This window comes from Phaeobacter sp. JH20_02 (genome assembly GCF_048056915.1).
Taxonomy (GTDB): domain Bacteria; phylum Pseudomonadota; class Alphaproteobacteria; order Rhodobacterales; family Rhodobacteraceae; genus Phaeobacter; species Phaeobacter bryozoorum.
In genome coordinates, this window is record NZ_JAYMVP010000022.1 from 48,205 (window position 1) to 61,178 (window position 12,974).

Annotated in this window: 8 protein-coding genes; 2 read left to right on the top strand and 6 right to left on the bottom strand. The window is 63.9% G+C overall.

Going from position 1 to position 12,974, the window contains the following annotated elements; all coding sequences use genetic code 11:
• Positions 1-160: 160 nt before the first annotated feature.
• Entirely contained in the window at positions 161-1,624 is a 1,464-nt protein-coding gene (locus VWY34_RS07025) for a hypothetical protein (protein ID WP_416544798.1), read from the bottom strand.
• Positions 1,625-1,788: 164 nt separating this feature from the next.
• On the opposite strand from VWY34_RS07025, the gene VWY34_RS07030 reads away from it, so the two are divergent.
• On the top strand, positions 1,789-2,541 hold the full coding sequence (locus tag VWY34_RS07030; protein ID WP_340544538.1) for a WecB/TagA/CpsF family glycosyltransferase: 753 nt from the start codon (positions 1,789-1,791) through the stop codon (positions 2,539-2,541).
• Between the two features lie 75 nt (positions 2,542-2,616).
• Here the strand turns inward: VWY34_RS07030 and VWY34_RS07035 are convergent, their stop codons facing one another.
• Together VWY34_RS07035 and VWY34_RS07040 are read right to left on the bottom strand one after the other, a co-directional pair.
• The gene (locus VWY34_RS07035; protein WP_416544799.1) at positions 2,617-3,603 is read right to left on the bottom strand and encodes a glycosyltransferase; all 987 of its coding nucleotides are present in this window, start codon (positions 3,601-3,603) and stop codon (positions 2,617-2,619) included.
• Complete coding sequence (locus VWY34_RS07040; protein WP_416544800.1) at positions 3,600-4,715, bottom strand: glycosyltransferase family 2 protein; 1,116 nt, start codon at positions 4,713-4,715, stop codon at positions 3,600-3,602. The genes VWY34_RS07035 and VWY34_RS07040 overlap by 4 nt, the downstream gene beginning before the upstream one ends.
• A gap of 161 nt (positions 4,716-4,876) precedes the next feature.
• Here VWY34_RS07040 and VWY34_RS07045 point away from each other — a divergent pair, with 161 nt between their 5' ends.
• Positions 4,877-5,827: a glucokinase gene (locus VWY34_RS07045; protein ID WP_416544801.1), complete on the top strand. Its 951-nt coding sequence runs from the start codon at positions 4,877-4,879 to the stop codon at positions 5,825-5,827.
• A gap of 25 nt (positions 5,828-5,852) precedes the next feature.
• Here the strand turns inward: VWY34_RS07045 and VWY34_RS07050 are convergent, their stop codons facing one another.
• The 3 genes from VWY34_RS07050 to VWY34_RS07060 form a co-directional block, all read right to left on the bottom strand.
• Entirely contained in the window at positions 5,853-9,515 is a 3,663-nt protein-coding gene (locus VWY34_RS07050; protein WP_416544802.1) for a translocation/assembly module TamB domain-containing protein, read from the bottom strand.
• Complete coding sequence (locus tag VWY34_RS07055) at positions 9,512-11,365, bottom strand: autotransporter assembly complex protein TamA (RefSeq protein WP_416544803.1); 1,854 nt, start codon at positions 11,363-11,365, stop codon at positions 9,512-9,514. Before VWY34_RS07055 ends, VWY34_RS07050 begins: the two co-directional genes overlap by 4 nt.
• Positions 11,366-11,594: 229 nt before the next feature.
• Positions 11,595-12,827 (bottom strand): urate hydroxylase PuuD, encoded by a 1,233-nt coding sequence (locus VWY34_RS07060; protein WP_340544549.1) that lies wholly within the window; start codon positions 12,825-12,827, stop codon positions 11,595-11,597.
• Between the last annotated feature and the right edge of the window lie 147 nt (positions 12,828-12,974).

A 12,974-nucleotide genomic window follows, 5' to 3' on the forward strand; every position in this document is an offset into this window, starting at 1 on the left:
GTGGCACGAATTGGTCCCCAATCTGTGAACAGGGCGTGCGCCCGCTGGCCCCCAAGCCGACGGATTACCCTGTGCGCAGTGTGAACCCTGCAAAAGATATACGGTATCGATAGGGACAGATTGTGTCCAATTCGGCCTGAATTGCGAAGAGAATGCGGCATCACAGCACACTGCGCCGTGCCTTGGCCAGCGGCGCGGTGGCGAGCGCCTGATGGCCGTCGAACAGCTGCCGCTTTGGCGTGAACAGGCCGGGGTATAGCAGGCGCTCAGCATAGCCAAGCACCGACCCGGCACAGAGCCATGTCACCGGGGTCAGCGTCGCGTTCAGCAGCATATCGACCAGCGTCGCCGCCAGCATCAGCGCCAGAGGCGCGGCAAAGGGCGACAGCGTTGCAGCCGCATGGCGGCGCATCTGTTGCCACAGCAGCACCAAGGGCCCGGCCAGAAGGCCCATCTCGGCGATATAGCCAACCCAGCCAAAGGTGCCAAAGACAAGGATCCAGCGACCGTCCGGGATCGATTCGATCTCTCCGCTTTCGAGGTTGCGTACCAGATTACGCCCCCAGCCGCCCCAGCCGAACCAGGGTTTGTCGGCGGCGCGATCCAGCATCAGCGCCTCATTGGTGAACCGAAAGCCCAGCGATTGCGCCCGTTCGGGACTGAAGGCCTGGGCCTGCGCAAGGATGGCATCCACGGGCACCAGCCCAAGGTTGCGCAGCATCGGATAGACAATCGCCACCACCCCCAATGCCAGCGCCAGCCGCATCTGCATCCGGTAGGAAGCCATCGCCACAAAGGGTGTGAAGATCAGGCCATAGACCAGCGAGGCGATGCTCTTGCACAGGATCAGCACCGCAAAAAGGTAAATCGCCGCCATGGTATAGCGTCGCTTGTCCGGGCCTTCGGCACTGCGGGCCAGCGATGTTGCGGCCAGCACTGACATCAGCACGAACAGCGCCAGCCACAGACTATGGGGCAGGAATACAATCGGTCGGAACCCGCCCTGACGCATGGTCTGGCTGAAATCATGCTGAAAGAACCCATAAACCCAGGTGTTTATCTGCGGGCTGAACCGGACTTCGAACAGCGAGGGTATCGAATAGATCAGCCCGGCCACCATCAGCACCATCACCAGCTGCCGCTGCTGGTCGGGATGTGAGAGGTAGCGGCGCGCCAGAAAGAATGGCAGCAAGACGATCAACTGGTTGATCATCACCGATCCGAGGTCGCGCCAGCGCAGCCCGGGCAGGGCATAGGTCGGAAAGACGATGGGTTCGGCGTTTTCAAGAACGCGGAACACGATCGGGTCACCATTGGTCAGCACGGTTGCAATGACCGAACCGAGGAATAGAGCAACAAGCGCCCGCATCACCGGATGGCGGGGCCAGATCTCCACCCGCTTACGCAGGATATAGACACAGATCACAAAAGCGACGACGGCCGGAATGGAATCCTTGTCCATATCCGGGACCAATGGCAAGTCGAACACCGCAAGCGGTGGCAGGAACAGATATCCGCCGATGACGCACCAAAGAATAGCCTGCTGCAACGGCAGACGCCGAAACAGTTTGTATGCGATCACCGGCCAGGCGATCAGCATAAGATAGGCCAAAGCATTTGGCATCGCGTGCGGCCCTGCGCTCCTGTATTTGCCCCCGTGACCATGAGTTTAGCCCCAGATGTCTGCGCTGTCGCCCGCATTCGTATTCTGAGGTAAACTCTTGAAACAGATGCAAGGCCATGTGATCGAAGAGGGGCGTCGCTTCTGGCGCATGAGGGGGGATGCGGGTGTATTTTGATATTCGGGACACACGGATTGATGTGAACATTGCCGATCCGGCGCGGCTGGAACAGGCGGTGATGGGGCATTTCCAGACCCGTCGTGGCTTTGCGCTGGCGACGGTGAATTTGGATCACCTGGTGAAAATGCACAGCTCGCCTGCCTTTCTGAAAGCCTATGCCGCACAGGATTTCGTGGTGGCTGATGGGCGGCCCATTGTCTGGCTGTCGCGGCTGGCACAACGACCGGTGGCGCTGATGCCGGGCTCTGACATGGTGCTGCCGCTTTGTCGTTGGGCCGCGCGCGCCGGGGTGCCTGTTGCTCTTGTGGGCAGCACCGAAGCCGCGCTTCAGGATGCCTCCGCGGCATTGAAAGCTGAGGTGCCGGGGCTTGAAATCGCCTGGTGCCACGCGCCGCCGACGGGCTTTGATCCCGGCAGCGAGGCTGCGGAGCAGATCCTGCGCGAGCTTGCGCGCAAGCAGATTGGCCTGTGTTTTCTGGCGCTTGGCGCCCCCAAACAGGAGATCATGGCCGCCCGTGGTCGCGCTCTTGCGCCCGAGGTCGGCTTTGCCTCAGTTGGCGCGGGGCTTGATTTTCTGGGCGGCCATCAGAAAAGAGCGCCCGCCTGGGTGCGCCGATTGGCCCTGGAATGGCTGTGGCGGGCGCTGAGCAGCCCGCGCCGCCTGGGTCCGCGCTATCTGCGCTGTCTGGCAATCCTGCCGGGTCAGCTGCTTCACGCGCTCAGGCTGCGCCACCCCTGACGGAAACTGGCCTGACCGGATCTGGCCTGACCGGATTTGGCCCGACCGGATCTGACCTGACCGGGGTGGCGGCAGTTATTTGTATTCCATCAATCCGCGTTTGCGCCCCCGCAGTCGCAGCCAGTGATATTCCATCGCGCCCTGTGCCTCGGCAAATTTGCCGAGAATGGAATAGAATGCGCGACGACGGCCCATCCGGGTAGCCAGCCGCAGGAACTGCACCGGGTAGACCAGCAACAATAGCAGCGCCCAACCGGAAAACGGCAGCAGCATCAGGATGAGGGCCGGGATCCCGGCGCCCCAGATCAGCGCCCGCCGGGTTTCCGCAACCCAATGGCGTTCGGGACCGGCGCCATGCAGCGCCGCCCCCTCGGCAAAGGCGAAACCCGCACGGCGGCTGCGCTGCCACCACTGCGAAAACCGGAGCATCTGGGCATCGTGCAATGTCATCTCGGCATCCAGCCGCCAGATTGACCACCCCGCGCGTGCCAGACGCAGGCACAGCTCAGGCTCTTCGCCCGCGATCAGGTCGTTGCGATAGCCGCCAACCTCCTGCAGGGCGCGAAGCCGCATCAGGGCGTCGCCGCCACAGGCCTTCGCCGGGCCGACCGGAGTGTCCCATTCGTGATCGCAGAGCTGGTTGTAGATCGAGCTGTCGGGGTGACGTTCGCGCCGCCGCCCACAGACCACCGCCAGCCGGGGATCAGCCTCCAGCCGCGCGGTTGCGCTGGCGATCCAGCCCGGCACCACCTCGCAATCGCCATCCACCAGCTGCACATAGGTACAGTCGCCGTCGAGATGGGCCAGACCTGCATTGCGGGCGCGGGCAGCGGTGAACCGCTCGCTCATATCGAGGCTGACAACCTTTACCCCCAGCGCCTCGGCCGCGGCGACCGACCCATCCGTCGACCCGCTGTCGACGTAGATCACCTGACGCAGCTGACCTTGCAGGCTGCGCAGGCAGGCCAGCAGCCGCGCCCCTTCGTTGCGGCCGATGACGACAGCATCGACAATCGGCGGCGTCTGGGCGGCGACCGGCGGATCCTGCACATCTCGGGTCATGCTGCGCTCTCCGCCAGATAACGCGGGGAAACCTGCAGGAAACCGGCCTCGCGCAGCTGTTGCGGCCCGGTTTCCGGCCCGTCATAGCGCTGAGCCTTTTCGGACCATAGGCTGAGATCCGGCGTCGTGGCAAAGCCCGCAACACGCAGCGCATCCTCGCCATGGGAGATAGCCGCGCGGGACAGGGAGGCCTGATCCCGCGCCATCGGATCATTGGCAAATTTATAGTGTTTCAGAACTGCCATCGTGTCGGCGACCTGCACACCGGTCGACAGATGCGGATGCACCGCCGGGCCGACGTCTGCACCGACAAAAACCAACGGGTGTTTGCTGAGGCAACAGTTCTCTCCGAAGACGGCGCCGCGAATGCCACCGAACTGCATTCTGGGTGCAGGCGCGGGCGCATCTGGCAGCCGGTTCTGGGACAGGAAAAACCCCAGCCCGGTAGCCGGATCATGATAGGGCAGGGCGCGCACCGCGCTGATGTCGTAGTGGCAGAAGCTCTGCTGCACCTCCGGGTAGGCGTGCTGCGCGACCGATTGCAGCGGCGCCTTGGGAAACATTTCCAGCATCTGCGCCATCATCGCGCTATACCCATGCCGATCCAGATAGCGCACCAGCCCGGTCAGGCCGAGCTGCGCCTGCCCCTCGAATTCAAGGATTTCGTCCATATCGGCGAAAAGACACCAGCGACCGGCGCAAAACTTCCGCGCCGCATACCCGCGAAAGATATTTTCAAAGCGGCCCCAGGGCAGGCGGGATTGCAGCACCGTGACATCCGGTTCTGCCGCCAGCCGGGCCAGCGTATCGTCGCTGGAGCCGGTGTCGCAGAAGACGAAATGCGCCGCTCCAAGCGCGCGGTAATGGGCGAGAAAAACATCAAGGTAATAGGCTCCGTCCCGCACCAGCGCGACCACGGTAACTGCTTCGCGCGGTTGATGAATTTGGCGCGGCCCAGACAGGTGCCGGAGCGTTGCACGAAACCGCAGGCGATCAAATGGCATGACGATCCTGCTGTCGAACCGATCCGCAAGACGGGCACGAAACCGGCGGGTCAGCCCATCGGGCGCTTTCGGCGCGGCGGGGCTGGGAGGATCATCTGTGCCGGTCATCGTGGCTCCTGGTCGGACAGTTCCAACTGTGCAAAAACATCGATCCGTGGCAAGTATATTGCATTATGTTAGCGCTAAAACTATGACCGTCGCAGAATTGCATTTCGACGCTGAATACGGCAGTGTCTCGCAAAAATCGGACATGCAGAGGGACAGAGCACATGGGCTCGGACATGACAGTGCTGGTTGGCGACGTGGGCGGCAGCAATACGCGGCTGGCCCTTGCCGGTCCTGAAATCGGCGTCACGGCGCTGCAAAGCTTTGCTAATGATAGCTTTTCCAGTCTCGATGACGTGCTTGCAGCCTATTGCTCGCAGCCCGATCTGCCGCCTTTGGCCGGTGCCTGCATCGCGGTGGCGGGGCCTGTCTATGGCAACGAATATCAGCTGACCAACCGCAACTGGCAGGGGACGGCAGAGGACCTGGGCCGACAGTTGCAGCTAGGCGAGGGCGCGCGGGTTGACGTGATCAACGATCTGGCCGCGCTCGGGCATTCGCTGCCCGCACTGATCCCCGGCCAGCTGTCGTCGCTGCGGGCGGGACACCAGCGCGGACAGCAGGCGCTGGTGGCTGGCATCGGCACCGGCTTCAACGTGTCCTTGTCGGTGGATGGCCACACTGCCGAGGCCGAGATGGGCCATACCAGCCTGTCGGCGCCTGTCGCGCGTGGTCTGGTCGAACGGCTTGGAGAGCGAGCTGCCGGTTTTGCAACCAATGAGGATCTATTCTCGGGGCGCGGGCTGGTGCGCTATCATCAGGCGCTGCATGGCGTCGCGGCAGAGGGCGGCGCGCAGATCGTCGCGGATTATCTTGCCGATGCCGACAGCCCTGCCGCCGAGACGGTGACCAGCTGGGCGCGGCTGCTGGGGGATTTTGCCCGCGAATTGGTGCCGACCTATATGCCGGGACAGGGGATCTTTTTTGCCGGCAGCGTGGCACGGGGCGTGCTCGGCACCCCGGCCTGCGAGATATTCCTCAAAAGCTTCCTGCAACCTGCGACCGGCGTGCAGAGCCGGTGTGAAACCACGCCGCTGTGGTTGATCACCGACGATGCCGCAGGCGTCAGCGGGGCGGCGCGTTTTGCAATCGAAATGGCCGGCCGCAGTCGCTGAACCGCGCCCATAGCTGGGGCGCAGATCAATAGTCGCGTTTGAAGAAGAGGCCGATCCCGGTCTCGCCTTCGCCATCCACCTTGCCGGTGACGGTGAGGCTCTTGCTCACATCCAGATTGATGCTCAGCTCACTGTCGCCGCGGGTGTTGACATTGAAATCGGTATAGACGTTCTCCGATACATAGCCGCCGATATCCAGAAGGCCCGCGCCGATATTGTCGAGACCCAGCTCAACATTGCTGGCGCCGGTTTCATCGCGCAGTTTGCTCTCGGCCCGATTGCTGCCGCCGCGCCCGCTGAGCGTGGCCACGGAGCTCGCCAGCCGTGCCAGCGCCAGCGGGGAGAGGTCCTGAATATTGTCGCCAAACAGCAATAGCGCCAATGCCTCCTCGCTTGGGCGTTCCGGCTCGGAGGTCACCTTGATCGAGGGGCTGTCGATCAGCCCGGAGAGTTCGAGCGTCGCGGTGCCTTCGGAGGTCGCTGCCGAGGAGCGCAAGAGCAGATAGGGGCGCAGGTCGCCTTGCAAGGTGATCTGCCCCTCATCAAGCGCCAGCCGTCGTCCAAGAATGTCAAAGGTGCCACGGATCAGGCTGATCTGGCCTGATGGCGCCAGGTTCGCGGTGCTGCCGCGCAGCTGGATCTGGCCGCCCAGCTCGGCACGAACGCCGCGCCCACGGGCGTTGATGCGATTGGGCGCGCTGATCAGCACGTCAAGCAGGGTTCGGCCAGCCCCGCCACCGCCGCCGCCGGTGTTGATCAGCCCGGCACGGGCGCGCGTGCGGCGCACCTCGGCAGGCTCACCCTGATGGCGGATATCCGGGATCGGCGCTGCGGTGACGGAGCCGCCTGCGGTCGCAAGGTTGATATTGGTCTCGCCCACATCAATCCGCCCTGACAGGCTTTTGGTTCCGATCAGCCCCCCGGTCAGAGACAGCGCACCAGAGAGTTGCGTGTCATAGGACAGCTGATCGCTGAGACCGACATTGGTGAGCGCGATCTGCAACTGCGCATCAAAGGGCGCGATCAGCCCGATGGGTCCGCTGACCCGCAGCTGGCCGCCATCGCGGGGCTGCGCCGTCAGCTGAAGATCGGCTCTGGACCGCGCAATAGAGACGGTGGCGGTGATGTCATCTATCCGCTGGGCGGCAGCCGGAATTGCCAGCGACGTCCCACTGGTACGGATCTGCCCGCTGAGGTTGGCCAGCGATGGCTCCCCTTCCAGCGAGAGATCGAACTGGGCGGGGCCACGGATCAGATTGGGTGACATGAAGGGGTTCAGCCCCTCCAAACGCAGCTGTCCCCTGGCATCAATATCGGCACGGCCCTGCACCTCGTCCCAGCTGCCCGCAACGGTGCTGGTGACGCCAGCCGGGCCAATCGCGCGGCTATCGATCTGCCAGACCCCATCGCGGCGACGGGCGGTGCCTTCGGCGGTCAGCCGCCCCGGCAGCCCGGGAACGAAGCGCTGTACCTCGGCCACCAGCGCGTCAAAGGTGATATCGGCGTCCCCTTTGTTTTCGGAGACCGTACCATCGAGATCAGCCGACAGCCCCGCCGGTCCTTCGGCCGCGCCGTCAAAGGTCCAGACCCCGGCGCGGCGGCTGGCAGTGCCCTTGGCGCTCAATGATCCGGCGAGGGTCGGTACAAAACGTTCAAGCGCGTTGATCGCGGCGTCGAACTCCAGATCGCCATCGCCGTTGATATTGATCTGGCCGGTCAGCTCCGCGCGGGAGGATTTCGGGCCTTGCAGCTCCGCAATGCCAGAAAACGTCTGGTTCTCGCGGGTGATATCCGCGCTGAATTGCAGCGCTCCGGGGGCCTGCGGCAGGACCTTCTCCAGCTGCTTCAGCGTGGCGCCGAGGGACAGGTTGCCGCTGGTGCTGCCCAGTTGCCCATTGGCCCGCGCGGTCAGCCCTTTGGCCTCCAGCGCGAAGCTGTCGATGCTGAGCCCGGCCTCGTCCCGGCCGGCCTTGAGCGCAATGGTGGTAGTGCCGCCGATCAGGTCATCGACAGGCCGCAATCCCGCCGAGAGGTCCTGACCCCGAACTGCGAGGTCAATGTCAAAGGCCCCAGACAGCGGGGTGGTGGAGCCGACGGCCTTTGCCGTCATCCGCCCGTCCAGAGATTGTCCCGCAAGGCTGGAGAAACGCGCAAGATTCTGGGCGTTGGCGTCAATATCGGCGGAGATGCGCAGCCCGCTTTCCAGACCGTCGATGGTGACCGCGCCGGTCGCACCGTAATCCGCGCCCAACAGCAGCATATTGGTGATACGCAGCGCGCCGGGTCCATCTGTGGTGACCTGCCCGTCAAAGGTGATTGCCGCCCCCAGGGCCTCGGCCAATGCAGGGGCGGTGGGGCGCAGCCCGGTCAGCGCGGCGGCGATCTGCCCATCCAGCGCCAGACCGCTGCTCTGGTCCAGGGTGCCGGTCATCTCCAACTCGGCACGGGCAATGCGCAGCGCGGGGTTGGCCAGCCGTTTCATCCGTGCGGTCACGGTCCAGTCGCGGCCAGCGGGTTTCCGTGCATGGAGCGCAAGGTCGGTGACCGTGGTCGAACCGCCTGCCACCGGCAGGACCACCGCTTCCTGTCCCGGCGGAGGGGTGACCGCAGCGCTCAGATCGGCGCTTTCAAGTTCGCCACCGGCGGCCATTTCAACAAAACCGGAAACCTCCAGCGCCTGTGTCGAAAGCGCCAGATCGTCGATCATCACCCCGCCCATGGCGCGGGTCTGGCCGCGCAGCCGGGCGCGCATGTCTGGGCCGAAGAACGGCTGATAGACCGGATCGACCAGCGCGGTGATATCGCCGTTCAGATCCGCACGAAAGCCAATGGGGCGGCTGCCCGCGCTGGGATCCGCCGGGGCGTCGCCGGCAGGCGACAGAACAACAGTACCGCCGAGGCGTCGGGTGCCGTCGGTATCCAGTGCCAGTTCGGCGCTGAAATCCTCAACCGGTCCGCGTCCTTGCAGGGCGAGACGGATATCGGGGCCGCCTGGCAGGCCAAGCGCGGTGGACACAAGCCCGCCGTCTTCCTCCTGCAACACCATATCAACCGTGATATTGCCGGTGTCATTGGCAAAACCCGCCTCCAGGGTGAGCTGATCACTGTCGCGGTCCAACCGGGTGATCTGTAAGGCGCTGTCGAGCGCGCCATTGGCAAGGCTCATCGCACCATCAAGGGTCAGCACCGCCGCCACCCCGACCAGATCCTGCCCAAGTGTCAGCCGCCCAACCTTGATTTCACCGATATTGATCGACACCGGCAGCTCCGGCAGCTGGAACGGCGCCGCCTCGGGGGTTGGCAGGTTGGGGTCGTCCAGCGGCGCAGCGGGTGCGCGTTCGATATGAATGCGATCCGCCTTTAGCGTGTTGATGGAGAAATCACCGCGCAGCAGGCCTAGGCGGTTCCAGTCCAGTTCTGCGCCCTCAATGGTCAGCCAGATGCCTTCGCTATCTGCCACGGTCAGCTTTTGCAGCGTAGCCTGAGAGGACAGCGCTCCCTCCAGGCCGGTAACGCGGATCGCGCGGCTCTCGCCCGAGAGCGTGTCTTCGAGAAAATCAACCAGCAGGCCACCGCTCTCTTGGCGCTCCTGCGCGGGTGTTTCAAGAGGGGCCATTGTCAGCGCCACAGCCACGAGCAGCGGCGAGAACAGGGTGGCAGGGCGGAGGGCTGCGAGAAGATGTTTCAAAATGCCTGTCCTATCCCGATGTAGAATTGCAAGCCGTCGTCGCTGCCACCGTCTACCGGATAGGCCAGATCCAGACGGATAGCGCCGATCCCGGCCACGTCGTAGCGCAGCCCGAACCCGGCGCCGGCATGTCGGGCCGAGTCCGAGGAGACAAAACTCTCCGCATCCACCAGCCCGACATCGTAAAAGCCGACAAGGGTGAATTTCTCGCCGATCCGCCCGCGTACCTCGCCCGATAGGGCCAGATAGCCGCGCCCGCCGGAGATCCCGCCCGCCGCAGGCACGCCCAGCGACTGGAACTCCTGACCGCGCACCGATCCTGCGCCGCCGGAGTAAAACAGCAGGGTGGGCGAAACATCAGACAGCGAGGGGCCGATCACCGATCCCATCTGCAACCGCCCGGCCAGTACGATGCGGTCACTGCTGCCAAGCGCCTTATAGGCGCGTCCGTCGAATTTCAGCTGAAGCCCGGATTTGCTGCCATCAATGCCGACAAAGGGCAGGGCGCGGGCATCCAGATAATATCCGCTGGTGGCGCTCAGGCTGCTGTCGCGCCCGTCGTATTCCGCCCGCAGCTGCCCGACCAGATATTTGAAACGTCGCTTGCCGAAGACGTCTTCGGCGAGCACGCTTTCAAAGCCAACGGAGGCCTCGGCAAAAAGCTGGTCGGAATAGACCCGGCGCAGACCGACCGCGCCCAGTCCACGGGTGGCGGTGTAATGTTCTTCGTCCAGCCTCTCGGCCTCAAGCAGGTAGAACTGGCTGTCGTCGGGACCAAAAGCGGCAGGCCGGTCCAGCCGCAGCGCCACGCGCCCGTCCAGATCATTTGCACTGCCAATGCCCGACAACCGGGCCTCAAATCGCAGGCGCTCCGCACCGCCAAAGAGATTGCGGTGCATCCAGGAACCACTCACCTCCAGCCCGTCAGAGGAGCTGAGCTCAGCCCCAAAGGTAAATCGCCGGGGCGGCTGATCCTCGATTCGGGCGACATAATCCAGCGTACCGTCGGGATTGGCGCGTTCGGCAGGGCGAATGGTGACAGCGGCAAAAGCCCCGGTGCGGCGCAACCGTGTCACGGACCGCGACAGAAGATCGGGGTGAAACACCTCGCCTGTCGGGAAGCCTGCGATCAGCTGTATCGCCTCTGCCCGCACGTTCGAGGGTGTGGCCAGTTTCAAACGACCAAAACGCAGCTGCGGTCCCGGCGCCAGGCGCAGACTCGCATTCAGTCTGGCGGCCACATGGTTGGCGGTGATCGACTGCGCGCCGACCTTGGCCTGCGGGTGACCGGCATAGCGCCAGTTTTCCACACCCGCGTTTGCGGCATCGCGCAGGACTGCGGTGGTGGCGGTGCGACCGGTGGCAAATTCTTCGGGGATCTCAACCGCTCGCCGCTGTGGGAGGGGGGCAATCTCAGCGGTGCCAAAGGTGAATTTCGGACCTGCCTTGACGGTGATATCTATCTTCTTGATCTCACGCGGAAGGTTCAGGGGCTGGATCCGGGCCGCCTCGCGCCCATCGACGCTAATCTGCACCACCGGTGAGAAATATCCCTGATCGTAAAGCACCTGCACCAGCGTGCGATAATCCGAGAGCGCCGCCGCCATCAGCGGCTGCACGCCGGTCTCGCCGCGTGCGCTGGTCGCCAGCGTGGCAGAAGCATCCTGCAGGAGGTCGCGCAAATCGCCGTCCGACCCCGGCGCGACCAGCCGGGCGTCCGCCGCAGACAGCGCCAATGTGCCGCCAAAGAACAAGGCCGTTGCCAGGGCGGCCTTGCGGCCCAGCTGAGCAAAACCCCGAGGTTGAGTGACATGGCAAAGGGAGCGGCGGAAGGATCGGCGATAGAACATGGGACGCTCCGGACAGGCTACAAGATCGGTCCCCGGTCTCGGGCGGATCGGCGCTGACGCCACCGAGACATGTGGACCGGGATCAGACCTAACATAGGGCAAACCCGGTGTGTAACGTCAATCTCGCGTGATAGGTTCCCGCGCCAATTCGTGATCAAGCCTCTGACAGATCGGCGACAGATCGGCGCTGATGCGCGCCCCGGGTTGGAGCTGACGGGCTGACGACCGGCTACATCTGCGCGGCGCGGAACCAGGCCCGGATCGCAGCGCGATCCTCGGGCGCCATATAGGTGATATTGGCAGGTGGCATCGCATGGGTCACACCCGCCTGCAGGTAAATCTCACCGGCGCGGCGGGCCACATCCGCTTCGGTCTCCAGCAATACACCCTTGGGGGCGGTGCGGATCCCGTCCCAGAAGGGTTCGCGGGCATGGCACATGCTGCATCGGCCCAGAACGATTTCATGCACCTCGGCAAAGCCTTCGGTCTGGGCCATGGTCAGCGCGGTGCCGCTCAGCGCCGCCTCCTCCGGGGCATCGTCGCCCTCATGCTCAAGCCCCAGCGACGACAGGATGATCACGCCCAGGAACAACAGCGCCGTCGCCAGCCAGGTCCAGGTCGGATCACCGGCACGGGCGTGGCGTGTGTTGAAATAATGCCGGATGGTCACCCCCATCAGGAACACCAGCGCCGCGATCAGCCAGTTGTATTCGCTGGCAAATGCCAGCGGGTAGTGGTTCGACAGCATCAGAAACACCACCGGCAGCGTCAGATAGTTGTTATGGGTCGAGCGCAGCTTGGCGATCTTGCCATATTTGGCGTCCGGCGCGCGGCCTTCCTGCAGATCCTTCACCACGATGCGCTGGTTGGGCATGATGATGAAAAACACATTCGCCGTCATGATGGTGGCGGTAAAGGCACCGAGATGCAGCATCATGGCGCGACCGGTGAACACCTGATTGAGACCCCAGCCCATGGCTACGAGCATCACGAACAACAGCACCATTAGCAGGGTCGGGCGCTCAGCCAGACCGGATTTGCACAGACGGTCATAGACCAGCCAGCCCACCGAGAGCGTCGCGGCTGAAATCAGGATCCCCTGCCACAGCGCCAGATCCGCCTTCGACTGGTCGATGAGATACAGCTCGCCGCCGACCCAATAGACCACCATCAACAGCGCAAAACCCGAAAGCCATGTCATATAGCTTTCCCATTTGAACCAGGTCAGATGGTCAGGCATCTCGGCGGGAGCGACCAGATATTTGCGGATGTGATAAAAACCGCCACCATGGACCTGCCATTCCTCGCCATGGGCGCCCACCGGCAGATCCGGTGCCTTGCGCAGCCCCAGATCCAGCGCGATGAAATAGAAGGAGGAGCCGATCCAGGCGATGGCGGTGATCACATGCAGCCAGCGGATGGCAAAGCCCAGCCAATCCCACATCATCAACAGCTCAAACATTCAGATCCGGTCCTTTGTCGCCCAATGCGCATTGCTGCGGCCGGGGCTGGGTTAACAGTCAGTCGCTGCGCGTCCTGCGGGCGCCGATGCCGCCCGGTGGTTCGGGCCGGGCGGGGCGCAATCTGGCCTAGCGCAGCCCCGCCACAC

What these genes read in the sequence shown, in the direction of transcription:
- VWY34_RS07025 (WP_416544798.1), bottom strand. Translation starts at nt 1,624, where the DNA reads ATGCCAAATGCTTTGGCCTATCTTATGCTGATCGCCTGGCCGGTGATC.
- VWY34_RS07035 (WP_416544799.1), bottom strand. Translation starts at nt 3,603, where the DNA reads ATGACCCGAGATGTGCAGGATCCGCCGGTCGCCGCCCAGACGCCGCCG.
- VWY34_RS07040 (WP_416544800.1), bottom strand. Translation starts at nt 4,715, where the DNA reads ATGACCGGCACAGATGATCCTCCCAGCCCCGCCGCGCCGAAAGCGCCC.
- VWY34_RS07045 (WP_416544801.1), top strand. Translation starts at nt 4,877, where the DNA reads ATGGGCTCGGACATGACAGTGCTGGTTGGCGACGTGGGCGGCAGCAAT.
- VWY34_RS07055 (WP_416544803.1), bottom strand. Translation starts at nt 11,365, where the DNA reads ATGTTCTATCGCCGATCCTTCCGCCGCTCCCTTTGCCATGTCACTCAA.
- VWY34_RS07060 (WP_340544549.1), bottom strand. Translation starts at nt 12,827, where the DNA reads ATGTTTGAGCTGTTGATGATGTGGGATTGGCTGGGCTTTGCCATCCGC.